The sequence below is a fragment of the Micromonospora haikouensis genome, assembly GCF_000876225.1.
Classification (GTDB): Bacteria; Actinomycetota; Actinomycetes; order Mycobacteriales; family Micromonosporaceae; genus Micromonospora; species Micromonospora haikouensis.
Map to the genome: position 1 here is coordinate 1004726 of NZ_JXSX01000001.1, position 25633 is coordinate 1030358.

Annotated in this window: 22 protein-coding genes and 1 pseudogene; 13 read left to right on the forward strand and 10 right to left on the reverse strand. The window is 74.4% G+C overall.

The features are described 5' to 3' along the window. Nucleotides 1-29: 29 nt before the first annotated feature. The 7 genes from TK50_RS04595 to TK50_RS04625 all read left to right on the forward strand — a co-directional run bounded on the left by TK50_RS04595 (nt 30) and on the right by TK50_RS04625 (nt 6678). Complete coding sequence (locus TK50_RS04595) at nt 30-1040, forward strand: hypothetical protein (RefSeq protein ID WP_043961620.1); 1011 nt, start codon at nt 30-32, stop codon at nt 1038-1040. Nucleotides 1041-1052: 12 nt separating this feature from the next. Continuing rightward, complete coding sequence (locus TK50_RS04600) at nt 1053-3326, forward strand: heavy metal translocating P-type ATPase (protein ID WP_043961621.1); 2274 nt, start codon at nt 1053-1055, stop codon at nt 3324-3326. A 74-nt stretch (nt 3327-3400) separates the two neighbouring features. Continuing rightward, on the forward strand, nt 3401-3574 hold the full coding sequence (locus tag TK50_RS04605; protein ID WP_043961622.1) for a CsbD family protein: 174 nt from the start codon (nt 3401-3403) through the stop codon (nt 3572-3574). Nucleotides 3575-3742: 168 nt separating this feature from the next. Further along, nucleotides 3743-4267, forward strand: a complete 525-nt coding sequence (locus TK50_RS04610) for a hypothetical protein (protein ID WP_043961623.1) — start codon at nt 3743-3745, stop codon at nt 4265-4267. Nucleotides 4268-4412: 145 nt separating this feature from the next. Then, nucleotides 4413-4751: an ArsR/SmtB family transcription factor gene (locus TK50_RS04615; protein ID WP_043961624.1), complete on the forward strand. Its 339-nt coding sequence runs from the start codon at nt 4413-4415 to the stop codon at nt 4749-4751. Beyond that, nucleotides 4748-5026 (forward strand): hypothetical protein, encoded by a 279-nt coding sequence (locus TK50_RS04620; protein WP_052503604.1) that lies wholly within the window; start codon nt 4748-4750, stop codon nt 5024-5026. The genes TK50_RS04615 and TK50_RS04620 overlap by 4 nt, the downstream gene beginning before the upstream one ends. Nucleotides 5027-5151: 125 nt before the next feature. Continuing rightward, nucleotides 5152-6678: an alpha/beta fold hydrolase gene (locus tag TK50_RS04625; RefSeq protein ID WP_082106162.1), complete on the forward strand. Its 1527-nt coding sequence runs from the start codon at nt 5152-5154 to the stop codon at nt 6676-6678. A gap of 158 nt (nt 6679-6836) precedes the next feature. Here the strand turns inward: TK50_RS04625 and TK50_RS04630 are convergent. From TK50_RS04630 to TK50_RS04640, 3 genes and pseudogenes are all read right to left on the reverse strand, one after another. Next, nucleotides 6837-8042 (reverse strand): annotated as a pseudogene (locus TK50_RS04630) (RNA polymerase sigma factor); the annotation flags it as partial. A 155-nt stretch (nt 8043-8197) separates the two neighbouring features. After that, the gene (locus tag TK50_RS04635) at nt 8198-8557 is read right to left on the reverse strand and encodes a YciI family protein (protein WP_229406629.1); all 360 of its coding nucleotides are present in this window, start codon (nt 8555-8557) and stop codon (nt 8198-8200) included. A 19-nt stretch (nt 8558-8576) separates the two neighbouring features. After that, entirely contained in the window at nt 8577-9866 is a 1290-nt protein-coding gene (locus TK50_RS04640; protein ID WP_043961626.1) for a DUF2786 domain-containing protein, read from the reverse strand. Between the two features lie 235 nt (nt 9867-10101). On the opposite strand from TK50_RS04640, the gene TK50_RS04645 reads away from it, so the two are divergent. Together TK50_RS04645 and TK50_RS34090 are read left to right on the forward strand one after the other, a co-directional pair. Beyond that, complete coding sequence (locus TK50_RS04645) at nt 10102-10962, forward strand: DUF3152 domain-containing protein (RefSeq protein WP_338390895.1); 861 nt, start codon at nt 10102-10104, stop codon at nt 10960-10962. Between the two features lie 152 nt (nt 10963-11114). After that, nucleotides 11115-11510: an STAS domain-containing protein gene (locus TK50_RS34090; RefSeq protein WP_052503605.1), complete on the forward strand. Its 396-nt coding sequence runs from the start codon at nt 11115-11117 to the stop codon at nt 11508-11510. Nucleotides 11511-11582: 72 nt separating this feature from the next. Here the strand turns inward: TK50_RS34090 and TK50_RS04655 are convergent, their stop codons facing one another. Together TK50_RS04655 and TK50_RS04660 are read right to left on the reverse strand one after the other, a co-directional pair. Next, on the reverse strand, nt 11583-12350 hold the full coding sequence (locus TK50_RS04655; RefSeq protein ID WP_082106164.1) for a GAF and ANTAR domain-containing protein: 768 nt from the start codon (nt 12348-12350) through the stop codon (nt 11583-11585). Nucleotides 12351-12519: 169 nt separating this feature from the next. Continuing rightward, the gene (locus TK50_RS04660; protein ID WP_043961627.1) at nt 12520-12975 is read right to left on the reverse strand and encodes an ATP-binding protein; all 456 of its coding nucleotides are present in this window, start codon (nt 12973-12975) and stop codon (nt 12520-12522) included. 494 nt (nt 12976-13469) lie between these two features. Between TK50_RS04660 and TK50_RS04665 the strand changes: the two genes are divergently transcribed. From TK50_RS04665 to TK50_RS04675, 3 genes are all read left to right on the forward strand, one after another. Next, entirely contained in the window at nt 13470-15011 is a 1542-nt protein-coding gene (locus tag TK50_RS04665) for a glycosyltransferase family 2 protein (protein WP_043963821.1), read from the forward strand. A gap of 227 nt (nt 15012-15238) precedes the next feature. Next, nucleotides 15239-16024: an FkbM family methyltransferase gene (locus TK50_RS04670; RefSeq protein ID WP_043961628.1), complete on the forward strand. Its 786-nt coding sequence runs from the start codon at nt 15239-15241 to the stop codon at nt 16022-16024. 380 nt (nt 16025-16404) lie between these two features. Continuing rightward, a complete protein-coding gene (locus TK50_RS04675; protein ID WP_241773919.1) occupies nt 16405-19416 on the forward strand; it encodes an Ig-like domain-containing protein in 3012 nt (1003 codons plus the stop codon). Nucleotides 19417-19508: 92 nt separating this feature from the next. Here the strand turns inward: TK50_RS04675 and TK50_RS04680 are convergent, their stop codons facing one another. The 5 genes from TK50_RS04680 to TK50_RS04700 form a co-directional block, all read right to left on the reverse strand. After that, nucleotides 19509-20123 (reverse strand): hypothetical protein, encoded by a 615-nt coding sequence (locus tag TK50_RS04680; RefSeq protein WP_043961630.1) that lies wholly within the window; start codon nt 20121-20123, stop codon nt 19509-19511. Next, nucleotides 20120-21496: a hypothetical protein gene (locus TK50_RS04685; protein WP_144420158.1), complete on the reverse strand. Its 1377-nt coding sequence runs from the start codon at nt 21494-21496 to the stop codon at nt 20120-20122. Before TK50_RS04685 ends, TK50_RS04680 begins: the two co-directional genes overlap by 4 nt. Then, nucleotides 21493-22296 (reverse strand): ABC transporter ATP-binding protein, encoded by an 804-nt coding sequence (locus TK50_RS04690; protein WP_043961631.1) that lies wholly within the window; start codon nt 22294-22296, stop codon nt 21493-21495. The genes TK50_RS04685 and TK50_RS04690 overlap by 4 nt, the downstream gene beginning before the upstream one ends. 95 nt (nt 22297-22391) lie before the next feature. Beyond that, entirely contained in the window at nt 22392-23186 is a 795-nt protein-coding gene (locus TK50_RS04695; RefSeq protein WP_043961632.1) for a zf-HC2 domain-containing protein, read from the reverse strand. Beyond that, nucleotides 23183-23734, reverse strand: a complete 552-nt coding sequence (locus TK50_RS04700; protein ID WP_043961633.1) for an RNA polymerase sigma factor — start codon at nt 23732-23734, stop codon at nt 23183-23185. Before TK50_RS04700 ends, TK50_RS04695 begins: the two co-directional genes overlap by 4 nt. A 210-nt stretch (nt 23735-23944) precedes the next feature. Here TK50_RS04700 and TK50_RS04705 point away from each other — a divergent pair, with 210 nt between their 5' ends. Then, entirely contained in the window at nt 23945-25591 is a 1647-nt protein-coding gene (locus TK50_RS04705; protein ID WP_052503607.1) for a cellulose binding domain-containing protein, read from the forward strand. The last annotated feature ends 42 nt before the right edge of the window (nt 25592-25633 follow it).

Genomic DNA, 25633 nt, shown 5'->3' on the forward strand with positions numbered 1-25633 from the left:
CCGCCCCTGCGGAGAAACCGAGGCACACGATGAACACGGCGACGAAGCTGAGCGGCTTCGCCCTCGGCCTGGCGGCGGTGTTCGGCGCGGCGTACGGGGTCGGCCAGGTGGTCGGCCCCGTCGCCCCGGCCGCCGACACCCGCCACGACGCCGACGACCCCGCCCACGGCACCACCCACGCCGACGCCGGGGACGCGCCGGCCGCCCACCTGCCCGGCGGGCTGCTCGTCTCCGACCGGGGCTACACCCTCGCCCCGCTGGCCGCACCGGCCGGCGAGTTCGCCTTCCGGATCACCGGCCCCGACGGGCGGCCGGTCACCCGCTACGAGGTCGCGCACGACAAGCGGATGCACCTGATCGTCGCCCGGCGGGACCTCTCCGGCTTCCGGCACGTCCACCCCGAGGCGGGGCCGGACGGCACCTGGCGGGTGGCGTCCCCGCTCGCCGGCCCCGGCGTCTGGCGGGCGTTCGCCGACTTCACCCCGGCCGGCGGGCCGGCGTTGACCCTCGGCGTCGACGTCACCGTCCCCGGCGCGCTCGACGCCCGGCCGCTGCCACCGCCCGCCGCCGCCACGACCGTCGACGGCTACACCGTCACCCTGGCCGGCACGGCCCAGCCCGGCCGGGCCAGCCGGCTCACCCTGACCGTCAGCCGGGACGGCACGCCGGTCACCGACCTCCAGCCCTACCTCGGCGCGTACGGGCACCTGGTGGCCCTGCGGCAGGGCGACCTGGCGTACCTGCACGTGCACCCGGAGGGCGCGCCAGGCGACGGGGCGACCCTGGCCGGGCCGGCGGTCACGTTCTCCGCCGAGTTCCCGTCGGCCGGGACCTACCGGCTCTACCTCGACTTCCGGCACGGCGACACGGTGCGCACCGCCGAGTTCACCGTCGTCGCCGGCACCCCCGCCGGAGCCGGTCCCGGCGCGTCGGGTGCACCGACGACGACCGGCACACCTACGACGACCGGCACACCGGCCGCCACCAGCACCCCGACCGTCGACGCCGACCACGGCGCCCCCGGGCACGGGCACGACTGACGGGAGGCAGCGATGAGCTCGCCCACGCGACCGCTACCGGTCGCACCGAACCGCATCGAGCTGGCGATCGGCGGCATGACCTGCGCGTCCTGCGCCGCGAGGATCGAGAAGAAGCTCAACCGGATGGACGGCGTGACCGCCACGGTCAACTACGCCACCGAGAAGGCCACCGTCTCGTACGCCGACGACGTCACCCCCGACGACCTGATCGCCACCGTCACCAAGACCGGCTACACGGCCGCCCTGCCGCCCCCACCGTCGCCCTCGCCATCGCCCGAGTCGGCCATGGCCGCTGCCGAGCCGGTGGACGAGCTGCGCGGGCTGCGTACCCGGCTGTGGGTGTCCGTGGCCCTGGCCGTGCCGGTGGTCGTCCTCGCCATGGTCCCGGCCTGGCAGTTCGACTACTGGCAGTGGCTGTCGCTGACCCTGGCCGCCCCGGTCGTGGTCTACGGCGGCCTGCCGATCCACCGGGCCGCCCTGATCAACCTGCGGCACGGCGCGGCCACCATGGACACCCTCGTGTCGCTGGGCACCCTGGCCGCGTTCGCCTGGTCGCTGTGGGCGCTGTTCCTCGGCGACGCCGGCATGCCGGGGATGACCCACCCGTTCCGGTTCGACATCACCCGCACCGACGGGGCCGGCAACATCTACCTGGAGACGGCGGCCGGGGTGACCGTGTTCATCCTCGCCGGCCGCTACTTCGAGGCGCGCTCCAAGCGGACCGCCGGTGCCGCGCTGCGCGCCCTGCTGGAGCTGGGCGCGCGGGACGTCGCCGTGCTGCGCGACGGCGTGGAGACCCGGGTCCCGGTGGACCGGCTCGCCGTGGGGGACCGGTTCGTGGTCCGCCCCGGCGAGAAGATCGCCACCGACGGGGTGGTCGACGAGGGCACCTCGGCCGTCGATGCCAGCATGCTCACCGGCGAGTCCGTGCCGGTCGAGGTCGGCCCCGGCGACACCGTCGTCGGCGCGACCGTGAACGCCGGGGGCCGGCTGGTGGTCACCGCCACCCGGGTCGGCGGCGACACCCAGCTCGCCCAGATGGCGCGGCTCGTCGAGCAGGCCCAGACCGGCAAGGCGGCCGTGCAGCGGCTGGCCGACCGGATCTCCGGGGTGTTCGTGCCGATCGTGATCGCGCTCGCCGCCGGCACCCTCGGCTGGTGGCTCGGCGCGGGGGCGGGCCCGACGGCCGCGTTCACCGCCGCCGTGGCGGTGCTGATCATCGCCTGCCCGTGCGCCCTCGGCCTGGCCACCCCGACCGCCCTGCTGGTCGGCACCGGGCGCGGCGCGCAGCTCGGCATCCTGATCAAGGGCCCGGAGATGCTGGAATCCACCCGGCAGGTCGACACGGTGGTGCTGGACAAGACCGGCACCGTCACCACCGGCCGGATGACCCTGGTCGCCGCGCTGCCCGCCGACGGCGAGGACGCCGGAGAGGTGCTCCGGCTCGCCGGGGCGCTGGAGGCCGCGAGCGAGCACCCCATCGCCCGCGCCGTGGCCGCCGGTGCCGCCGACGCGGGGCCGCTCGCCCCGGTCACCGGCTTCGCCAACGTGGAGGGGCTGGGCGTCACCGGCACGGTCGACGGCCGCGAGCTGACCGTCGGGCGGCCCCGGCTGCTGCGGGAGCGCGGACTCGACGTACCGGATGAGGTCGAGCGGGCGGTGACCGACGCGGAGGCCGCCGGCCGGACGGCGGTGCTGGCCGGCTGGGACGGCCGGGCCCGGGGGGTCCTCGCGGTGGCCGACGTGGTGAAACCGACAAGCGCGGCGGCCGTCGCCGGGCTGCGCGCCCTCGGCCTCACGCCGATCCTGCTCACCGGCGACAACGCCACGGTGGCGCGGGCGGTGGCCGCCGAGGTCGGCATCGACGAGGTGACCGCCGAGGTGCTGCCCGCCGACAAGGTCGACGTGGTGAAGCAGCTCCAGGCCGACGGCCGCACCGTGGCGATGATCGGCGACGGGATCAACGACGCCGCCGCCCTCGCCCAGGCCGACCTGGGCCTGGCCATGGGCACCGGCACCGACGCGGCGATCGAGGCCAGCGACCTGACCCTCGTCCGGGGCGACCTGACGGCCGCCGTGGACGCGATCCGGCTGTCCCGCCGCACGTTGGCGATCATCAAGGGCAACCTGTTCTGGGCGTTCGCCTACAACGTGGCCGCCCTCCCGCTGGCCGCCGCCGGCCTGCTCAACCCGATGATCGCGGGCGCGGCGATGGCCTTCTCCTCGGTCTTCGTCGTCGCCAACAGCCTCCGCCTGCGCCGCTTCCGGCCGGCCCGCGTCAGTTGAGGGTTTGGCGGCCCGCGTCGGGGTACTGGATGGGTGTCGCACCACCCCAGTGACCAGGACGTTGGAGGTTCATGATGGGTTTCGATGACAAGATCGCCAACGCGTCCGAGGACGCCGCCGGCAAGCTGAAGGAAGGCGCCGGCCGGGCCACCGACGACGAGCGCCTGGAGGCCGAGGGCCGCAACGACCAGGCCAAGGCCAGCCTCAAGCAGGCCGGCGAGAAGATCAAGGACGCATTCAAGAGCTGAGTCGTACGTCCCGTCGCGCGCGCCGGGCCGGCCCCTGTTGCCGGCCCGGCGCGCGCGTTCGTGCCCGCTTGCGTCTGTGACCTCGGCGGGCCGACGTGCCGGGGTCGACGGCGGCCGGCATGCTGGGACGGTCCACCACCGAACGGGGAGAACATGTCTCGTCCTGCCGTGACCGCGCTCCGCGCCGCCGCCCTGGTGGCCGTGCTCGCACTCGCCGCCGGCTGCCAGTCCGACGACACCACCGACGACCCGGCAGCCGCGCCCGCCACCACCGCGCCCGCCGCCGACGCCTCGACCGGGCCGACCGGTTCCGTCGAGCCGTTCGCCGCCAGCTCGACGCCGTCCGCGTCGACGCCCGCCGTGACCGCCGCCAACACCGCCGAGGTGTGCGGGGAGGTCGACCGGCTGATCCTCGCCGGCAGCAAGAAGCTCGCCGCCGACTCGGCCGAGGCCACGCGGGACAAGGAGACCACCCCCGACGAGCTCAACGACCGGCTCAAGCGGACCATCGCGGGGCTGGCCGGCGACGTACGCAAGCAGGCGGCGCGCGCCGAGGACCCGGAGATCGAGAAGCTGATCACGGACGTCGCGAAGCAGCTCGACGGGGGCGCGAAGGCGGCCAGCCCGGCGAAGTGGCTGGGGGAGACGTTTGTCGACATCCCGCCGAAGCTGGCCCGGGACTGCCACGCCTGACGCCGCGACGTGCCATGAGCGATCTGGGAAGTGAACGGCCCCTCTGGGGGCCGAGATCTTCCAAGATCCACCCCGGTTCCCGCTGTCCACTTGTGACCGTGCGACCAGCCCTGCTAACTTTCCTTTGCATGTGCAAGGGTTGGTTATGAGCGACAAGCCGCCCACCGGGGACGACCTCCTGCGGGTGCTGGCGACCCTGGCCAACCCGCACCGCCTCCGGGTGGTCGCCGCGCTGGCCAGGGAACGCGCCTACGTCAGCCGGCTGGCACGCGAGCTGGGCATCAGCCGGGCCCTGCTCCAGGTCCACCTGCGCAAGCTGGCGGCGGCCGGGCTGGTCTCCGCGCGCCTGGAGCTTTCCGAGGACGGGAGGGCAATGAAGTTCTACGAGGTGAATCCGTTCGTGTTCACCCTCACCCCCGAGGCCATCCGGCGGGCGGCCGAGACGCTGAGCCCGCCGGACGCGGCCGGACAGGAGGGGGAATGACCGGGATGAGCGGCCACGACTGGACCGAGGTGATCGGGGCGGCCGGCATCTTCACCCTGCTCGTCACCGTCTTCACGGTGCTGGTCGTGCAGCTGTCCAAGAACCGCCGGGCCAGGCTGTCCGGCGGGCGCGAGGACGACTACCGCCGGCTCGCCGAGGCGTCGGCGCGGGCCCAGGAGACCAACGAGCGGCTCCTGGCCACGATCGACGCCCGGCTCGGCGAACTGGCGACCCGGACGGCTGCGCTGGAGCGCGTCCTGCGGGACGTCGACTGAGCGGCGGCAACCAGCGATGGCCCTGGGCCGCCGAGCGGCAACTCGGCGACCCAGGTGAAGCAGCATCACCTCGCCCGTGGGCGAGTTCTCAGCGCAACGCTCCTTCGAGGAGAGGACAGCATCTCATGCTGCGTACCCGCAAATCCGCAGCCGGCGGGCCAGCGCTCGCCGGCTTCCGGCGGGCCGTCGGCGCGACACTGGCGGCGGCCGTCGTCGGCACCTTCCTCGCCGGCACGCCCGGCACGGCCCGCGCCGATCCGGCAGCAGAGCCGACGGTACGGCCGACGTCAGGGTCGACGGCGTTCGGGCCGATCCGGTGGGTGCCCTGCCCCGCCGACGGCTCCGCCGAGTGCGGCACCCTGTCGCTGCCGGTGGACTGGGCCGACCCGGCCGGCCCGAGGTTCGATCTTGCCCTGGCCCGCCGGCCCGCGACCGACCCCGCCGCCCGGGTCGGCGTGCTGTTCTTCGGGCCCGGCGGCCCGGGGGACTCCGGTGTGCAGAAGGTGGTGGAGAGCGTGCGGTTCAGCGCCGAGCAGCGCCGCCGCTTCGACATCGTCAGCTTCGACCCGCGCGGCGTCGGCCGCAGCAACCCGGTGGTCTGCGCGGCGGACCTGCTCGCCCGGGTCCCACAGGTGATCACCGACCAGGCGCAGTTCGACGCCACCGTACGCGACAACGCGGCCCTGCGCGCCGACTGCCGGGCCCGCACCGGCCCCGTCTTCGACCACCTCGACACCCGCAGCGCGGTACGCGACCTCGACGCCGTCCGGGCCGCCTTCGGCGAGGAGCGGCTGACCTTCCACGGCAGCTCCTACGGCACGCTGCTCGGCGCGCAGTACGCCGACGAGTATCCGCACCGGGTGCGGGCCATGGTGCTGGAGAGCGTGATCGACCACAGCCTGCCGATGCGGCCGTTCCTGGCCAGCCAGGCCGCCGCCGCGCAGGACTCGTTCGACGAGTTCGTGGCCTGGTGCGACCGCGCCGCCGAGTGTGCCCTGCACGGCCAGGACGTCCGGGCCCGCTGGGCGGAGCTGCTCGACCGGGCCGAGCGGGGCGAGCTGCCCGACCCGACCCGACCCGGTGCGACGCTGACTCCGTTCGCGCTGACCGCCCGCGCCCAGCGCGACCTCTACGGCCCCGACTGGGCGGTGCTCGCCGGCCGCATCGCCTCCTGGTCGGCGACTCCGGCGTCCGCCGCTGCCGCCGCCACCGCCGGCCCAGGAACATCAGCGACCGCAGCGAACCCGCTCGCCATCTTCTGCCAGGACTGGAGCCTGCCCGTCGACGACTACGCCGAGTACGCCCGGCACCTGCGCCGACTCGCCGCGCTCGCCCCCGACGTCCGGTATCCGCTGGTGGTGCAGGCGCTCGCCCTGTGCCTCGGCGCACCCGTCGGCAACCCGCAGCACCGGCCCCGGGGTCGCACCGACGTGCCGGTGCTGGTGGCGGCCACCCGGCACGACCCGGTGAGCGAGTTCGACCGGGCCGCCGCCGTCGCCCGCCAGCTGCGCGGCGTCCTGCTCGCGTACGAGGGGTGGGGGCACGGCAGCTACACCACCAGCCCCTGCATGGGCGCCACGATCGACCGCTACCTGGCCGAGCTGAAGTCTCCCGCCCCCAACACCCACTGCCCACCGCTAGAACCCCGCTGACCCACCCACCCCGGCTCGGTGATCAAGAGGTTTGCGTCATCGTGGAGATCAACTTTGACGCTTTTCTCTTGATCACCGGGGCGAGGCGGGCGAGGGGGGCGAGGCGGGCGAGGCGGGCGAGGCGGGCGAGGGGGCGCGGGGGTGGGGAGGGGGTGGGGCAGGCGGGTGGCGCGGGATTCCAGGTAGCGGCGTTCGGGGCGGCTGGTGGTGGCGCGGGCCGCCGCTCGGTACGCGTCCCGGGCGGCGGCCGGGTCCCCGGCCAGCTCCAGCAGGTGACCCCGCACGGCGGCGAGCCGGTGGTGCCCGGCGACGCGCCCGTCGCCGTCGAGCGTGGCGAGCAGGGCCAGGCCGGCGCGCGGACCGTCCACCATGGCCACCGCCGCCGCCTCGTTGAGGGTGACCATCGGGTTCGGGGCGAGCCGGCCCAGCAGCCGGTAGAGCGCCACGATCTGCCGCCAGTCCGTCTCGGCGGCGGTCGGGGCCTCGGCGTGCACCGCCGCGATGGCCGCCTGGAGCTGGTACGGCCCGGGCGGCGACCAGGTCAGCGCCTCGGTCACCAGGGCGGTGCCCTCGGTGATCGCGGCCCGGTTCCATCGGCTGCGGTCCTGCTCGGCCAGCGGCACCAGCTCGCCGTCGGGGCCGGTGCGCGCATCCCGGTGCGCGTCGGTGAGCAGCATCAGCGCCAGCAGCCCGGCGACCTCGCCGTCGTCGGGCAGCAGCCGGCGCAGCTCCCGGGTCAGCCGGATCGCCTCGGCGGTCAGCTCGGCGCGCTGGAGGTCCGGCCCGCTGGACGCGGTGTAGCCCTCGTTGAACACGAGGTAGAGCACCTGGAGCACGGCGCGCATCCGCTCGTCGCGTTCGGCGGGCGAGGGCAGGACGAACCGGGCCCCGGCCGCCTCGATCCGCTGTTTGGCCCGGCGGATGCGCTGGCTCATCGTCGCCTCGGGCACCAGGTGGGCGCGGGCGATCTGGGCGGTGGTCAGCCCGCCGACCGCGCGCAGGGTCAGCGCGACCTGCGCCGACCGGTTCAGCGCCGGGTGGCAGCAGAGCAGGAGCAGCAGCAGGGTGTCGTCGCCGGTCGGCGGCTGCTCGTCGGGCGGCGGGGCCGCCGCGGCGTACGCCGGCTCCCGGAGGGCCACCGCGACCTCGCGGTCCCGGCGGGCGCGCTCGCTGCGCCAGGCGTCGGTGAGCCGGCGGGTCGCCACGGTGAGCAGCCACGCCCGGGGGTTGTCGGGCACCCCGTCGGCGGGCCACCGGGTCGCGGCGGCCAGCAGCGCCTCCTGCACGGCGTCCTCGCAGGCGTCGAACTGGCCGTGCCGGCGCACGAGCAGGCCGAGGACCTGCGGCGCGAGCCCGCGCAGCAGGTCACCGACGCCCGCACCGTCCCGGCCGGCGAAGCCCCCCGCACCGAAGCACCCCGCACGGGAGGGATCCGCACCGGAGGCACCCGCACGGGAGATACCCGCACCGGCCGGCTCGCCGGAGCCGGTCCCGCCGGAGAGGCCCGGCCCGGCGGGGATCACATCTCCGCCCCGGCCTCGTCCATGATGGGCCGCACCTCCAGCACGCCGAACCCCCGCACCACGTCCGGCCAGCCGGCGGCGATCTCGGCGGCCCGCTCGACCGACTCGCAGTCCACGGTGAGATAGCCGGCGAACTGCTCCTTGCTCTCCATGAACGGCCCGTCGGTGACCTCGACCCGGTCGCCGGCCAGCCGGGCCGTGCGGGTCTGCGACGGGTCGGCCAGCGCCTGCCCGCCGACCAGCTCGCCGGAGGCCGTCAGCTCCCGCATGATCTCGTCGACCTCGCCGAAGAGGGCGGCCCGGTCCTGCTCCGACATGCCGTCGACGAAGCCGGGGCGGTTCCAGATCAGCAGCATGTACTTCACGGCGTACTCCTCACGTGTCGGCCGCGCCCCGTCGGCGCGTCCCGGCAGGGGGTCGGAGCCGGTGCGCCGAACCCGACACCCGGGCCGGGGCGGATCCGCTCGGGTCCAGCGCCGCCCGGTCGGCGGCGGAGGTGCCGGAGGCCCAGCCCTCCTCGTCGGCGACGGTGAGCCGCTTGCTGGTCACGCCGGGGAACAGGTCGTCCAGCCGCTCCCGCACGGCGGTCGCACGGGACGCGAGCACCGGCAGCAGCCGCTCCCCGCCCGCTTCCCGGGCCGCCTCCCGGCCCGCCTCGTCGGCGGCGGCCCGCAGCCGCTCGCCGATGCGCAGCGCGAACGCGTTGAGAAACGACTCGTCGTACGCCTTCGTGCGCCTGCTGCCGCCGCGCGCCCGGCGCTCGGTGCGCCCCCGCAGCATCGCGGCGGTGGCCTGCACCAGCAGCGACGTGTAGAGCAGCTCGACGGCGGCCAGGTCGGCCGGGAAGCCGAGCACCGTGGCGAAGCCCAGGTCGTCGGACCACACCGACTCGCAGCGGTTCGCCGCCGCCACCTCCTGCACCAGCAGCGCCTTCGCCCCCGGGTACGGCGGCTCGGTGCCCAGCCGCACCCCGCCGGGCGCGTCGCCCCGCTCGGCCGTCGCCTCGACCAGGGCCGCGTCGATGCTGTGCCGGGCCATCAGCTCCTGCGCCTTGCCGGTCAGCGCCTCCGCCTCCGCCGGGAAGGTCGTCGACTCGGCCTTGGCCAGCAGCGCCCGCACCCGGTCGAGCATCCGCGACCCGCTGCCGCCGCGCCCGACGGCCGTGGCCGGGGCGGCCACGCCGGGCGGCGGGCGCAGCACCGCGATCGGCGGGAGCCCCTCCACCAGCGCCAGCACGTCGACGGCGTCGCGCAGGGCGGCGATCCGGTCGGTGCCCTCCCGGGCCGCCCAGGCCGTCAGGTGCCGCCGGTCGTCGTCCCACCACACGGCCGCGTCGAGGCCGGCGAGCTGGTCGTCCCACCAGAGCGGCACCGGATCGGGCTGGACCCTGCGCTGGGCGGCGGCCAGGTCGGCCACGAGCCGCCCGGCCGCCGGGCCGAGCCGGCGGGTCGCGATGCGGACCAGGTCGACGGGCTGCCAGCCCCGGGGCCAGAGCCGGCCCACGCCGCGCACCAGGCGCGCGGTCAGGGCGGCGTCGACCGTCGCCGGCCCGTCGGGCACGCCGGCACCGACCACCAGGCGGTCCAACTGCCGCTCGGCGGCGCGTACGTCGGTGCCGCGCGCCGCCGCGAGGGCGTCGGCGACCAGCGCGTCGGCGTCCGGCACGAGCTGCTCCTCAGGGTCGGGTGGCGCAACGTCCGCTGGCCGGGGCGGAGCCGGTCGGCCAGGTTCCGCCGGAAACCGTACCGCCGGAGCAGCGCCGGCCGGGCGTGAGCGCCGCCACCGCCGACGAAATGACCCCCGGACGCCTCATCCGCTCCGGGTCGCCGTCCGTATCCATCCGTGCACGGGTGCGGAATCCCTCGTGCACCGACAGCGGATCGACGGGACGGAGCGCGAGTTGTCGAGTCGTACCCATGCCAGGTCCGGCCCGGGTGGCCACCGCCGGCGGCGCGCCGCCACCCGGAACGGGCCGGTGGTCGCGTGCGTCGCCCTGGCCGTGGTCGCCCTGGCCACGGCCGGCGCCGGGGCCGTCCGCCGGGGCGGGCCGGACCAGGCGACCCGGCCGGTCGCGGCCGCGGGGGTCGCCGCGCCCACCCTCGCCTCGCCGACCACCCGGGCCCCGGCCCGGTCCGCGACCCCGACCGCGCAGGCGCCCGCCGACATCACCTTCCCACCCCGGGGTACGGGCGACTTCCGCGCCGCCACCCTCCGGGGCGCCGTCGCCGGGCGCTCCGGTGAACTGCTGCGGTACCGGGTCACCGTGGAGGAGGGGATCGACGGCGTCGACGTGGAACGGTTCGGCCGGGAGGTGGGCGCGATCCTCGCCGACCCCCGGGGCTGGACCGGGGCGGGCCGGTGGCGGCTGCAACGCGTCGGCCCGGACGACCCGGCCGACTTCACCGTCGCGCTCACCACTCCGGTGACCCGGGGCGTCCTCTGCGGGGACGTCACCGACCACTACACGTCCTGCCGCAACGGCGACCGGGTGGTGATCAACGTGGCCCGCTGGGCGGGCGGTGTGCCGCAGTTCACCGGCGACCTTGCCACCTACCGTCGGTATCTGCTCAACCACGAGGTGGGCCACCGGCTCGGCCGGGGACACGAGCTGTGCCCGCGCGCCGGGGGACCCGCCCCGGTCATGCAGCAGCAGACCCTGGGCCTGCACGGCTGCCTCCCGAACGCCTGGCCCGAGGTGGACGGTGCCGTGTTCACCGGCCCGCCCGGCCAGTACGACGACCCGGTGCCGGACGGCTGGTGAGGTCCGGCCCCGGCGGCCCGTTCGGACGGGGTGGTGCGCTGCCGGCACGCTGGGTGAGTGCGATCGACGGGGATGACGGCTACCCTGGGGACGACCGGCACCCGCCTTCTGCTACGAGGGATCGCTGCCGGTGCCGATCAGGGGAGTTCCCGTTGGGCCCCGCCACGCCGCTGTCCGTTTCGCTGCCACCCCCCGGTGGCCTGTCGATCGGCCCGTTCACGGTCGCCGAGGGTCGGGGGCGACTCGTCGTGACCGGGGAGATCGACATCGCCACCTCGGGTGAGCTGGCCTCGGTCCTCGCCGACCTGCTCGACGGCGCACCGCCGGCCGCCCTGGAACTCGACTTCGGCGGCGTCCGGTTCCTCGACTCCTCCGGCATCCTGGTGCTGCTGCGTGCCCAGGGCCGGGCCGCCGACCGGGGCTGCCGTCTCACCGTCGCCGACGTGCAGCCCACGGTCCGCCGGGTCCTGGAGATCACCGGCGTGCTGGAGCTGCTCGGCCTGGGGACCTCGGCCGAAGCCGCCGACGACGCACCGCCGATTCGCTGACGAGGCACCGCAGACCCGCTGACGACGCACCGCCGATTCGATGACGCCGGCCGCCCGGGTCGGCGCTCCCGGTCAGGGCCGGTCGACCAGCTCGCCGGTCTCGATCAGGTCGCGGGCGACGTCGAGCAGTTTCACGTTGAGCCGCTGGCTGGCCCGGACGAGCAGCTCGAACGCCTGCTCCCCGGTCAGCCGGTGCCGCTCCATCAGGATCCCCTTCGCCTGACCGATCAGGTCCCGCACGTCCAGCGCCTGGGAGAGCTGCGCCAGCCTCCGGGCGTCCCCCATCGCCACGGCCGCGTGCGCGGCGAAGAGCACCCCGATCCGCTCCGACTCGTCGGTGAACGCCCCCGGCTCACGCGCGTAGAGGTTCAGCGCGCCGAGGTTGTCCCGGGCCAGGTAGAGCTGGAACGACAGCATGCTGCGTACGCCCAGCCCGTCGATCCGGCGGACGAAGTCCGGCCAGCGGGTCTCCGCGGCGACGTCGGGCATCCGCACGGTGTGGTGCTCGAAGAGCGCCGTCAGGCAGGGGCCCTGACCCGTGTCGTACTGCGCCTGGTCGACCCGGCGTACCAGATCGCCCGTCGCCGCGCTGGTCACCACCCGGTGCCGGCCCTCGACCTCGGTGATCGCGGCGTGCCAGGCGCCCGGCACGGTGCCGACGGCGCACCGGACGATCCCGTGGAGGGTGGCGTCGAGGCCGGGTTCGTCCTGGAGCGCGCGGGCGATCTCGGCGAGGCGGGCGGCGAGGTCGTCGTCCGGCCCGGCGGCGCGCGGCCGGCGGCTCGACGTGGCCCTGATCCGGCGTGACCGGACCGGGTCCGGGCGGCTCTCGACGTCCATGACGGCCCCCTTCCGCCGCCGGCCCCTTCCCCTCTCGCCGACGGCCGTGGACCGATACCCGGGTGGCCGTCCGGCCAATCCCCGCCGACCTCGGCGGCCCCACTGCCTGCGAGCGCCCCCGCGTCAGCGGGTGCCGCCTCCCGGCGTCGACGGGTGCCGCCTCCTGGCGTCAGCGGGTGCCGCCCGCCTCGTCGGCCTCCCGCCGGGGGAAGGACGCCCAGATGTGCTTCGTGCCCTCGGTGGCGTACCAGCCGACGTCCAGCGAGAAGGCACGGGCGAGCTGGAGGCCACGACCGCCGGCCCCCAGCGGTCGGGTGTCGGCCAGCTCGGGCACGGTGGTCAGGTCGTGGTCGGCGACGTCGAGGATGAACAGGTCGTCGTCGCGCAGCAGCCGGACGGTGGTCGGCGGCAGCCCGTGCAGCAGGGCGTTGGTGGCCAGCTCGGTGGCGACGAGCACGATCCGTTCGGGGATGTCGTCGAGCTCCTCGCCCTCGGCGAGCGCGTGCCCGGTCAACGCCTCGTGCAGGGAGGCGCGCAGGCCGCGCAGCTCCGCCCCGCTGGACAGGGCCCAGGTCCGCATCTCGACGGCGCGGGGCGGTGGCGGCGACGTCCGCAACGATCCCATGAGCGGGCAGTACCCTGCGCGCCCGCCGTTCACACGACCCGCGCGACCGGGCCCACCGGGGTGGCCGGGGCCGCGGTCAGGCCAGCGGCTTGCCGCCGGTCACCCCGAGCTCGTCGGGGGTGGGGAACTGCTGCTGGGGGTCCCGCCTGTCGTACTGGTCGTGGGTCACGGCCGCATCCCTTTCCTGGGGGCCGGTGGTACGACAGTGAACTTCCCCGGTCGGACGTGCCCAATCGCGTCACATGGTGACAATCGCCCATCCCGGCGCGTGTCGCGGCGACAGGCGGGCGGCAGGGGGGTGCTCACCCGCCGTGGCCCGGACCGCTACCGTGTTCCGTGTTCCGGACCGGGGCGAGGCAGTCCAGGTGGAGCGGGACGGGCCGGCCGACGTAACGGCATGGACACACGTGGGGCACCGCAGGGTGCCCGTTCCGGTCCATGATGTTCGTCGGTTGTTCGCATACCGGTTCACGGACCTGACGGGGAAGAAGACGATGACGGCCAGTACGAATGTTCCCAAAGTCAGCGTGGTGGTGCCGGCCTACAATTCCGGCCCGCACATCGAGAGGCTGATCGCCTCTCTGTTGCGCCAGTCGCTGCAGCCGGGGGAGTTCGAGGCGGTCTTCGTCGACGACGGCTCCACCGACTCGACCGGGGCCCGGCTGGACGAGCTGGCCGCCGCGCACCCGCACATCCGGGTGGTGCACATCGAGAACTCCGGTTGGCCGTCCCGGCCGCGCAACGTCGGCGTCGCCAACGCCCGCGGCGAGTACGTCTTCTTCTCCGACGACGACGACTGGTTCGGCGACGAGGCCCTGGAACGCCTCTACGCGTACGCCGTGGAGAACGACGCGGACATCGTGATCGGCAAGATGGCCGGCCACGGGCGCTCGGTGCCGCGCGAGCTGTTCCGCCGGGACCGCCCGGACGCCACGCTGGACAACGCGCCGCTGATCGACAGCTTGACGGCACACAAACTGTTCCGCCGGTCCTTCCTCGAAGAGCACGAGATCCGCTTCGTGGAGGAGAAGCGCCGGCTGGAGGACCACCTCTTCGTGGTCCGGGCCTTCCTGCTGTCCAAGCGCACCTCCGTGCTGTCGAACTACGTCTGCTACCACCACATCCGCCGCGAGGACGCCGGCAACGTGACGGCGCAGGGGCTGGACCCGGCGGGCTACTACGCCAACCTGCGCGACGTGCTGGACGTCGTCGACGCGCACACCGAGCCGGGGCCGCTGCGCGACAAGCTGCACCGGCGCTGGCTGCGCAACGAGATGGTCAGCCGGCTGCGCGGCAAGCGGTTCCTCCGGGAGCCGGCCGACTGGGTGGAGCAGGTGGCGCTGGAGTGCGGCAAGATCGTCCGGGAGCGCTTCGCGCCGGGCGTGACCGCCGGGCTCCCGCCGCTGCAACGGGCGATCACGGCCCTCACCGCGGCCGACGACGTCGCCGGGCTGCGCGAGCTGGCCGAGTGGGAGGCGGGCGTCCGCGTCCAGGCCCGGGTCGACGACCACCGGGTGGACGGGACGGTGCTCACCGTCGACGTCACCGCGCACCTCGCGTCCGGCGACCAGCCGGTGGCCCTCACCGCCTCCGACGGGCGCTACCAGATCGTCCTGCCCGTCGACCTCGACCCGGAGATCCTCGACGTCACGGCCCGCCGGGCCATGGCCCGGCTCGACGTGGTGGCCCGGCGCAAGGAGGGCGGCGAGGAGTGCTTCCTGCCGGTCGAGTTCCGGGTCGAGGACGAGCCGCTCCAGGGCGCCGGGCAGGGGCGGGTGCATCTCGTGCACCACGCCACCGCCACGGTGGACTTCGCCACCCTGAACTCGGGCCGGACCGAGGGCACCTGGCTGCTCAAGGCCCGGCTCACCGAGAACGGGTGGACCGAGGACGCGCGGCTCCCGCTGACCTTCCGGTGCGCCGCCGACGGTGCCGCCCCGGTGCGGGTCGTGCCCGCCGCGAAGAAGAAGCCCGCCCTGCACCGGCGCGTCCGCAACCGCCTGCGCCGGGTGGCCAACCGCCTGCTGGGCCGGTAGGGGCCCGCCGCCGCCCCGGACCTTGGACAGCTGTTGTTCACCAGGAACGGGAACTGTCCAGGAATCGGCGGGCATCCCGGGCGGATGAACCGTTTCGCCGCTGCCCGCGTAGTCATCGTCAGCGCCGCGCGGCGTCCAACCGGCCGGCCGGACAGCCGGACGGCGGGGCGGTGCGGCGGCGCCGACGATCCGAGGTGTCCCGGTGGCGGGGCGACGGGAGGACCACCATGACCAGCGACCCGCGGCCCGGACAGCGGACGTTGCGCCGGGCCTGGGGACTCACCCGTTCCCTGGCCATCTACCACGGCCAACCCCACAAGCACCGCCGGGCGCTGGAGCTCTACCGGGAGTTCCTCAAGCCCGGGGACGTCGGCTTCGACATCGGCGCCCACGTCGGCGGCCGGGTACGCACCTGGCGGCGGCTGGGCGCGCGGGTGGTGGCGGTGGAGCCGCAACCCGACTGTCTGCGGGCCCTGCGCCTGTTCTTCGGCCGGGACCCGAACGTGACGATCGTGCCCGAGGCCGTCGGCGCGGACGCCGGCCGGGCGCGGCTCGCCCTGTCCACCGCCACCCCGACGGTCTCGACGATGTCTACCGAGTGGATCGAGTCGGTCACGGCGGACAGCAGCTTCTCCGGGGTCCGCTGGGACCGGTCCGTCGAGGTCGACGTGGTGACCCTCGACGACCTCGTCGCCGCGCACGGCGTGCCCGCGTTCTGCAAGATCGACGTCGAGGGCTTCGAGGTGGACGTGCTGTCGGGGCTCAGCCGGCCCCTGCCCGCGCTGTCCTTCGAGTACCTCCCCCCGGCCCATGACGCGGCCCTCGCCGCGCTCGACATCGTGGACCGGCTGGGCGGCCCGGCCGGCGGGTACCGCTACAACTATTCGCCGGTGGAGACGATGCGCTACGCCGCTGACGAGTGGCTCGACGCGGCCGGGCTGGTGCGGCTGCTGGAGCGGTTCCGCCCGGCGGGCCGGTCCGGCGACGTCTACGCCCGCCTGCGCGGGGCCTGAGGCCGGCCCCGGCGCAGCCGCCGAGCCCGATCCGTTCGGTGGAGTGAGATTCGCTCCGATGGTGGTGCGTTCCGTCGCCGGGATCATGTCTGATGGCGATCGGCCGGATTCCGGCGAGGCACGGGGTGGTGAGGCGGTTTCGCCTCTTACGGTGTCCTCGGCATGCCGGCGGGTGGACGCTGCCGGGGCCGACCCGGCGGCGCGATGCGGGCGCTAACAGGGGGTTTGTCTCGATGCGTGTTCGGAGCCGCGTCATCGCGGGTCTGGTGGCCGGGACTGTCGTGTTGATCGGTCAACCGGTCATCGCGGCGGTGTCTGCCTGGCAGGCGGGTCCTGCCGCCAAGGCGCTCGTCGTGGAAAGGCCGGGGCACACCGGCCTGGTGCCCAGCACACCGCGCAACGATGTCCCGAGGATCACCGACGGTGAGGTCACCGACATCGAGGTGATCGGGAACCGGGTGTTCATCGCCGGCTCGTTCACCGGGATCGCCAACGTCGGGCAGACCGCGCTCGCGCAGCGGTGGCTGGCGTCGTACAACATCGACACGGGCAAGGTCGACACCGACTTCCGGCCGACGTTCGACGGGGCCGTCGAGGCCGTCGAGGCGTCGCCGGACGGCTCGGCGCTCTACGTGGCCGGCACGTTCAACACCGTCGGCGGGCTCACCAAGCGCAAGGTCGCGCGGCTCGACCCGGTGACCGGTGCCCCGGTCGCCGGCTTCACCGCGCAGGGCAACGGCCGTGGGACCGCCCTGGCCGTGACCAACAACGCGGTGTACGTGGGCGGCCAGTTCACCAAGATCAACAGCACGAACCGCACGGGCCTGGCGGCGCTCAACCCGACCACGGGGGCGGTGGACGCCGGCTTCGACCTGCAGTTGTCCGGTGGCATCGGCGTCGGCGGCATGCTCACCGTGCAGCAGCTCAAGCTGACCCACGACGGCGCGAAGCTGATGGTCGTCCACACCGGCCGGCAGATCGCCGGCCAGGACCGCTACGGCGTCGGCCTGATCGACACCGCCACCAAGGCGCTCCTGCCGTGGCGCACCCGCCTGTGGGAGGACAACCTCTCCTTCGTCGGCGGCATCCAGCGGGCCTTCGGCGGCGACATCTCGCCGGACGACTCGTACTTCGTCGTCACCAGCGGCTCGGGCGGCGACCGGCCGCCGATCAACGACACCGCGATGGCGTTCCCGATGGCCGGCGGCGACCACGTCGAGCCGATCTGGATCTCCCGGCACTTCGACAGCATCTACTCGGTCGCCGTCACCGAGGCGGCAGTCTACGTCGGCGGCCACTTCAGCTGGCAGGAGTCGCCGACCGCCAACGTCCCGTGGCCGGGCCTGGACAACGTCGGGTACGGCACGGGCCAGGGCCTCAGCGGCTACGGCCTCGGCGACCAGGTGGTCCGCCGCGACCACCTCGGCGCGCTCGACCCGGCGACGGGCACCGCCCTGGAGTGGAACCCGGGTTCCAGCTCGTACGAGGGCGAGAAGGCGATGCTGGCCACCCCGCGCGGCCTCTTCGTCGGCGGCGACGGCAACACCAAGGGCGGCCTCACGGTGGGTCGGGTCGGCTTCTTCGACCTGGGCCGGGTGCCGGCGCCCTCGGCGGTGGAGACGACGATCGACACGCCCATCGAGGGACGCGTGAAGCCCGCCAACGGCTCGTTCACGATCGAGGGCCAGGCGACCGCGCCGTCCGGCGTCAAGAAGGTGCAGGTCGAGATCCAGAACCGCGGCTCCAAGAAGTACCTCCAGCCGGACCTGAAGACGTGGGGCTCGTCCGCCGTCATCGTGTCGACCCTGGCCAGCCCGAACGCCACCTCGACCATGTGGTCGCTGGCCGTCTCGCTGCCCGTCGGCGAATACCAGATCCAGGCGAAGACGTTCGGTCGCACCAGCAGCGAGACCGACGCGACGAAGGCCGTCAAGAAGATCGAGACGTTCAGCTTCGACGACCTGCCCCCGACGACGAAGTTCAGCGCGCCGGCCGCCGGCCTGCTCGCCACGAAGACCTTCGTGGCCACCGGCACCGCCACCGACGACAAGGGCGTCAACGCGCTGACCTACTCGTTCCGCACCCCGGACAACCGCTACCTCCAGGACGACGGCACGGTCGCGCCCGTCTACAACACGTTCCGCACCGAGCCGGACGTGATCGGCGCGGTGTCGACGACCTGGCAGGTCGAGGTGACCCTGCCGACCGAGGGTGAGTGGCGGATGACCGCCACCGCCATCGACACCGCCGGCCAGAGCGACCTGCGCGGCGAGAACCGGGACTGGATCATCGCGGAGGACGGCGTGGCGCCGACGGTGGCCATCACCGCGCCCGCCGCGATGACCCCGCCCACCGCCGCCGGCCCGGTCACCGTGGCCCCCGGCAGCCCGCTCACCTTCTCCGGCACGGCCAGCGACGACGGCACCCTGAAGTCGGTCGAGGTCTACCTGCGCAACACCACCACCCGCGAGTCGCTGGCCGCCGACGGGACGTGGGGCCCCGACGCGGTCGCGGCCTACCACCGGGTGTCGCCGACGAACCTCAACGCCGCGTCGTACAACTGGTCGTTCACCACCGCGGCGCTCACCCCGGGCATCTACGACTTCCGGGTACGCGCCACCGACAACCTGGGTCTGGTCACGACGAACGCCAACCTGGGCAAGCTGAGCGTCACCGCCCAGGTGCCCGGCGACGCCTTCCCGAACGGCAAGCTGAACTTCACCGGCACCGACCAGAACGTGGAGCAGTTGCACCTGAACCTGGCCGGCACCGCGACCGACGACAAGGGCGTGCAGGGCGTCCGGGTGGCGCTGCGCGACCTGGACACCGGCCGGTACGTGCAGCCCAACGGCACGATGGCGGCGAGCTTCGCCACGGTGAACGCCACGCTCGCCTCGCCCGGCGCGACGAGCACCGCCTTCACCCTGTCGGTCGACCTGCCGACCAAGGGCGAGTACAGCGTCGAGGCGTGGGCCGTCGACACGGCGGGCCAGCAGGACAGCTCGACCTCCGGGGCCACCGCCAAGTACCTCGTCTACCCGGGCGACCTCGACCCGCGGCTGGAGCCGAGCCTCAGCCCGACCAACGGCGCGGTCTTCGGCGACTCGCGGATCGTGGTGACCGGGCGCGCGGTGGACGACGTCGGCATGTCGAAGGTGGAGGTGCAGATCGTCAACGGCGCGGGTCAGGGGATGAACTCCTCCGGCGCGTTCGGCGGCGGCTCCGCCCCGTGGATCGCCACGTTCCTCACCAGCCCGGGGTCGCCGGGGTCGAACTTCGCGTACACGTCGCCGGTGGTGCCGGCGGGCGCGTACACGATCTCGGTGCGGGCGGTCGACAACTACGGGCAGCTCCAGCAGCCGCCCACCACCATCTCGGTGACCGTCAGCTGAGCTGACGGCAGCCCAACCCGGGCCGCGTCGGGGCTACTTCCGCCCCGACGCGGCCCGGCCCGTATCCGGCCGCCGGCCCGATGCGGGCCACGTCACCGGTCGGGAGCCGTCTCCGCGGCCGGGCGACGGGGGCAGCCCCGCAGGGCGTACGCGACGAGCCCGACCACCGCGAGGACCGTCGCGCAGGCCGTCGCGGCGGTGGTGCCGGCCGGCTGGACCAGCCAGGCACCGACCTGCAGCCGCAGTTGGTCGCTCGGCCCCAGCCACGGCAGCATCGCGACGAGGGTCCAGGTCAGCGGGGCGATCCAGGATAGCGCGGCACCCAGCAGCGCGGCACCGAGCGCGGTGAGCCCGAGCAGGCCGGCCGTGTTGCGCGCCACCACACCCAGCGGCTCGAACCGCACGTCGGTGAGCGTGCTGGCCAGGAGCAGCGCGACGATCGCGGCGGCGGCCAGCAGGACGTGCCCGGCCCGGCGGGCGGGCCAGTTGACCGACGCCGTGTGGTCGAGGGCGTCGTCGGCGCCGCCGAGCGTGGTGCCGACGGCGACCGCCGCGACCAGGGCGGCGACGCTGACCACCCGGGCGTTGACGGTCTGCCCGGCGGAGAAGTACGGCCAGCTCGCCCAGAGCGACCCGACCGCGCAGACCGTGCCGGCCAGCGCCAGGGGAACCCGGCGGGCCCGCAGGTACAGGCGGAGCCACCTCACGGCTGCGCCAGGAACAGCAGCGAGTGGAACCGGTCGATCTCGCAGCCGAGCGCGGCGGCACGGGCCGCCTGCACCCGCTTCCGCTGCTCGTCGGAGGGCAGGTTCCGCAGCTCCCGGAGGGCGGCGTCCACCTTCTGCTGCTCCTCGGGGGCCGACCCCCGACCGAGGTCCGGCTGCCCGCCGGTGAGCCAGGCGACGGCGACCGCACGGGCCAGGTAGGTCGTGTGCTCGGTCCCGCACTCCCGCCACCAGGCGGCGTCGAGCAGCGCTGCCGACAGTTCGTCGGGCGAGACGTCGGCGAAGCCGGTCCAGCCGACCGACAGGGCGTCGAAGACCAGGGTTCCGTCGTCGCGGACATGGTTCGCGTCCGACCGGACCGTGTTGTCGAGCAGTTGCCGGCTCTCCTCCACGCGGGTGGGGGCGGCGCCGGGCAACTTCGCGTCGATGAGGGCCAGCGTCTTCCGGGCCGGGCCGACGACCTTGGGCAGCAGCGCGGCGTGCGCCCGGGTCACACAGACCTGGGGGCCGTCGTCGTCGCAGACCAGCTCGACGGCGGCCGGATCGAGCACGGCCGACCCGGAGTATCCGCCGGTGGGCAGCAACGGCACCGCCACGGCGGCACCGACCACGGCCGGAAGCGCGGCCAGTGCGACGGTGCGGCGGCCGGCCGCCCCGAGCAGCAGCAGCCCGGTCGCGGCGAGGGCCGCCAGCCACAGCGCCTGGAGCAGGCTGACCGACGACGGGATCGTCTTGAAGTCGTTCAACGAACTGATGGCAGGGGCCAGCAGCAGCGCCGCCGGGTCGGGCCGGACCTTCGTGAAGTTCTCGTCGTAGCCCGACATCGAGACGTAGTCGGGCACGAAGGTCAGCACGGCGAACGCGACCACCGCGAGGATCGGGGCGGTGGCCACCCGGGGCACCGCCCGGCCGGCGGCCATGCCCAGCCAGCCGGCGGCGACCAGCGCGAGCACGCCGACCGCGGTGATCGGGATCGTCGCGACGGGGAAGTAGCCGGCGGTCGGCGCCACCCAGGGGATCCCGAGGAGGAACGTCAGCAGGTACACGGTGGCCAGCGCGACCGCGTAGCCGGCGGCGAGCGGGACGCTCCGCTGCCACCGGGGGCGGACGGTGGTGCCGAACAGCTCGTCGACCCGGTGCCGCCGGTCGCGGCGTCCCAACCATGCGCCGCCGGCCAGCGCCAGTGGCATCAGCATCATCAGCGTGGACCGGGCGTACACCGCCAACTGCGTCCACCGCCCCGCGTACCCCCCGGTGACGGTCAGCATGAGCGCGGCGCCGACGATCACCAACAGCAGGACGATGCCGGGGACCGCCGACCGGCGCACCTCGGTCCGCATGATCCTCCCGATCATGCCGCCACCCGCTCCCGGTGGGAGCGCAGCAGCGCCGAGTAGCCGCGCTCGGCGGCGCTGTCCCCGGCGTCGCCGGTGCCGCCCTGCGCGGCGAGCTGCGCCGTGGTGCCCTGCCACACCAGCCGGCCCTCGTGCACCAGCACCACGTCGGTGCAGGCCACGGCGACGTCCTCGACCAGGTGGGTGGAGACCAGCACGCAGCTGTCCGACCCGATGTCGCGGAGCAGCTCGCGGAAGTCGAGCCGCTGCTCGGGGTCGAGGCCGACGGTCGGCTCGTCGAGCAGCAGCAGCTCCGGGTCGTTGACGATCGCCTGGGCGATCCCGGCGCGGCGCACCATGCCGCCGGAGAGCGTCTTCATCCGGGCGTCGGCCCGGTCGGTCAGGCCCACCCGGTCGACGGCCCGCTGGACCGCGCCGGGGATGTCGGCCTTCGGCATCTCCTTGAGCCAGGCCATGTACTCGACGAACTCCCGGACGGTGAAGCGTGGATAGAAGCCGAAGTGCTGCGGCAGGTAGCCCAGCCTGCGGCGGACCCGACGCAGGTCGGCGCGCCCGCTGATGTTCTCGCCCAGCAGGTCGAGCCGCCCACCGGCGGGCCTCACCACGGTGGCGAGCGCCCGCATCAGGGTGGTCTTGCCGGCGCCGTTCGGGCCGAGCAGCCCGTGCACACCGGTGCCCAGCGCCAGGTCGAGCCCGTTGACCGCGAGGCGTCGGCCGGCGCGGACAGCCAGGTTCTCGGCGTGCACCGTCCACGCGTATGTGGTCGGTGCGGTCTCCGCCGCGCTGACGGCACGCATCATGATCTCTCCGTTCGTCGTGTCGTCGGCGGTGCCCGCCGACGGAGAAGGGGATGTGCCGGCCGGACGACCGGGGTCGCCGGTGACGACCGGGCCGGTCAGCTCCGGTCGGCGCGCAGCCGGCGGTGGTCGGTGGCCCGCAGGAGCACCACCGCGCTCAGCGCAACGGTGGCCAGCGCCCAGCCGGGCCAGCTACGGGTCTGGAGGACGACCGGCAGTTCCTGGCCGACCAGGCTCGGCGTGATCACGCCGACGGACCAGGCGATCGCCAACCCGAGCGCCGCCCGGTCCACCCCGACCAGCCCGCCCAGCGCCAGGGCGCCGGCGGTGAAGGCCAGGCACGGCAGCAGCCACAGCGCCGGCGAGTGCCCGGTCCACCAGCCCGCCACGGCCAGCACCGGGACGACCGCCGTCAGGATCGCCAGGGTCCGGCGCAGCAGCAGCGGCAGCCCCGCGCGGGGCACGGTGGCGATCAGTTCCCAGGCCGGATCGGTGCGTCGGCTCCACGCGGCGGCCACCAGCAGCAGCGGCACCAACGGCGCGACCAGCAGCACCGGCGACGGCATCCGGCCCGACACCATCTCCAGCAGGACCGCGACGACCACCAGCGCGGTGGTCGTGGCCAGCCAGGGCAGGAGCCGCGCGGCGACACCGGTGCGCCGCAGCCGGCGGCGACGCACCGGCCCGGGCCCGGCGTCGAGGCCGGCGGCGATCCCGACGGCCACCCGGTCCAGCAGCTGCCGGGCGGCCGGGTCGGCCGCGTCGGCCAGCAGCGCCCGGCACCCGGCGCAGGACTCCAGGTGCGCCTCGACGGCCCAGACGGTGACGTCGTCGACGCCGTCGTCGCCGGTGGCGTACCGGGAGATGAGGGCGGGGGTGGGGTGGTCGGTCATGACAGCGCCTCCCGTAGCGCGATGCGGGCCCGCCGCGCGTACGTCTTCACGGTTCCCTCCGGCATGCCGAGCAGCACCGAGGTCTCCCGCGTGGTCAGCCCGTCGAGCACCATCGCGCGCAGGACCCGGCGCAGGTTGGGCGGCAGCGCCAGCAGCGCCTGCTCCAGGTCGGCGTCCATCCCGCCGGCCAGCGCCTCCTCCTCGGCGGCGGGGGCGACGGTGGCGAAGGTCCGCACCGCCGGGACCCGCTCGGCGCGGGCGCGGGCGCGGAACGCGTCGACCAGCCGGTGGGCGGCGATCGTCCACAGCCAGCCGACCGCGCTGCCGCTGCCCGAGTGCCGGGCCTGGCTGCCGGCCGACCGCCACACCGCCAGGTAGGTGTCCTGGAGCACCTCGGCGACCACGTCGTCGTCGGCGCAGCGCCGCCGCAGCCGGGCGGTCAACCAGGGCGACGTGCGGCGGTACAGCTCGTCGAAGGCCCGCCGGTCGCCCCGGGCGACGCGGCGCAGCAGCGCACCCTCGTCGAGGGTCTCCAGGCTCTGTCTCACAACAGGCAAGACGATCCCCGGGCCCGCCCCGGTTTCCCATCTGTGGTGATCCACGTCACAGCTGGCGGGGGTCGTTGCCGGGGTGGTCTCGGTCGACGGGGCCGGCGGTGGCCGTCGTTACCGATAACATCGACGCTTATAGTTTCCTGGCCGGAGTAGCCCCGGCCCAGCGTCCGCGGCGTCGGCTCCGCCGCCGAAGAGGAGACAACGATGAGACGTACCGCTTCCCGCCGCCGGTGGGTGACCGCCCTGGCGGCCGGGTTCCTGCTGGTCGGCGCCGCCGTGGGCCTGCACGCCCCGGCGGGCCAGGCATTGGAGAACGGGGTCGCCCGCACCCCGCCGATGGGCTGGAACAGCTGGAACACGTTCGGCTGCAACATCAACGAGGCGCTGATCCGGCAGATGGCGGACGCGATCGTCAGCAGCGGCATGCGGGACCTGGGCTACCAGTACGTGGTGGTGGACGACTGCTGGTTCAACCCCAACCGGGACTCCGCCGGCAACCTCCAGGGCGATCCGACCCGGTTCCCCAGCGGGATGAAGGCCCTCGGCGACTACATCCACGGCAAGGGCCTTAAGTTCGGCATCTACCAGGTGCCGGTGGACAAGACCTGCGCGCAGTACTTCGGCGGGTACCCGGGGGCGACCGGCAGCCGGGGGCACGAGGTCCAGGACGCGCGGCAGTTCGCCGCCTGGGGGGTCGACTTCCTCAAGTACGACTGGTGCTCCCCGGAGGGCACGATCAACGACCAGGTGGCGACGTTCGCGAAGATGCGCGACGCGCTGGCGGCGACGGGTCGGCCGATCGTGTTCAGCATCAACCCGAACAGCATCCACGCGAAGACGGGTCCCCAGCGCAACTGGGGCGACGTGGCGAACATGTGGCGGACCACGGAGGACATCACCAACGCGTGGAACACCGGGCAGACCAACGGCTACCCGATGGGGATCCAGAACATCATCAACGTGACGGTGCCGCTGGCGTCGTACGCCCGGCCGGGCGCGTTCAACGACCCGGACATGATGGAGGTCGGTCGGGGCGGGATGACCGACACGGAGATGCGTAGCCACTTCGCGATGTGGGCGATGATGGCGTCGCCGCTCATCGCGGGCAACGACATCCGGTCGATGGACGCGGCGACGCAGACCATCCTCAAGAACCAGAACCTGATCGCCATCAACCAGGACCCCCTCGGCCTCCAGGGGGTGCAGGTGTCCAACGACGGCACCCGCCGGGTGCTGGCGAAGAAGCTGGCCGACGGCGACGTGGCGGTGGCGCTGTTCAACCAGGGCAGCGCGACCACGACGGTCTCGATCACGGCCCCCGCGATCGGCATGAGCCCCGGCACCCTCACCCTGCGCGACGCGTGGACCAACGGCACCAGCACCACCACCACCGGGACGATCTCGGCCAGCGTCCCGAGCCACGGCACGGTCGTCTACCGGGTCAGCGGCCCGGGCAGCACCCCGCCCCCCACCACGACCCCGCCGCCCACCCCGCCCTCGCCCTCTCCGCCGCCCACGACGGGCCCGCCGGCGGCCGGGTGCCGGGTCGGCGCGACCGTCAACGCGTGGAGCACGGGCCTGACCGAGGACATCACGATCACCAACACGGGCAGCTCGGCGATCAACGGCTGGTCCCTGGCGTTCACCCTGCCGGCCGGGCAGAGCATCACCGGCGGCTGGAACGCCACCTACGCCCCGACCAGCGGGCAGGTCAGCGCCACCAACGTCAGCTACAACGCGGCGATCCCGCCCGGCGGCTCGGTCTCCATCGGCTTCCAGGCCAACCACACCGGCGACTCGGCCGCACCGGCGGCCTTCACCCTCAACGGCAGCCCCTGCTCCCGCGCCTGACGCCCTGGCCCGGCCCGGTGCGCGCGTGCGGCGCACCGGGCG

Coding starts and splice junctions, on each gene's coding strand:
- TK50_RS04595 (WP_043961620.1), top strand. CDS start 30: ATGAACACGGCGACGAAGCTGAGCGGCTTCGCCCTCGGCCTGGCGGCG.
- TK50_RS04600 (WP_043961621.1), top strand. CDS start 1,053: ATGAGCTCGCCCACGCGACCGCTACCGGTCGCACCGAACCGCATCGAG.
- TK50_RS04605 (WP_043961622.1), top strand. CDS start 3,401: ATGGGTTTCGATGACAAGATCGCCAACGCGTCCGAGGACGCCGCCGGC.
- TK50_RS04615 (WP_043961624.1), top strand. CDS start 4,413: ATGAGCGACAAGCCGCCCACCGGGGACGACCTCCTGCGGGTGCTGGCG.
- TK50_RS04620 (WP_052503604.1), top strand. CDS start 4,748: ATGACCGGGATGAGCGGCCACGACTGGACCGAGGTGATCGGGGCGGCC.
- TK50_RS04625 (WP_082106162.1), top strand. CDS start 5,152: ATGCTGCGTACCCGCAAATCCGCAGCCGGCGGGCCAGCGCTCGCCGGC.
- TK50_RS04635 (WP_229406629.1), bottom strand. CDS start 8,557: ATGCTGCTGATCTGGAACCGCCCCGGCTTCGTCGACGGCATGTCGGAG.
- TK50_RS04655 (WP_082106164.1), bottom strand. CDS start 12,350: ATGGACGTCGAGAGCCGCCCGGACCCGGTCCGGTCACGCCGGATCAGG.
- TK50_RS04660 (WP_043961627.1), bottom strand. CDS start 12,975: ATGGGATCGTTGCGGACGTCGCCGCCACCGCCCCGCGCCGTCGAGATG.
- TK50_RS04665 (WP_043963821.1), top strand. CDS start 13,470: ATGACGGCCAGTACGAATGTTCCCAAAGTCAGCGTGGTGGTGCCGGCC.
- TK50_RS04670 (WP_043961628.1), top strand. CDS start 15,239: ATGACCAGCGACCCGCGGCCCGGACAGCGGACGTTGCGCCGGGCCTGG.
- TK50_RS04685 (WP_144420158.1), bottom strand. CDS start 21,496: ATGATCGGGAGGATCATGCGGACCGAGGTGCGCCGGTCGGCGGTCCCC.
- TK50_RS04690 (WP_043961631.1), bottom strand. CDS start 22,296: ATGATGCGTGCCGTCAGCGCGGCGGAGACCGCACCGACCACATACGCG.
- TK50_RS04695 (WP_043961632.1), bottom strand. CDS start 23,186: ATGACCGACCACCCCACCCCCGCCCTCATCTCCCGGTACGCCACCGGC.
- TK50_RS04705 (WP_052503607.1), top strand. CDS start 23,945: ATGAGACGTACCGCTTCCCGCCGCCGGTGGGTGACCGCCCTGGCGGCC.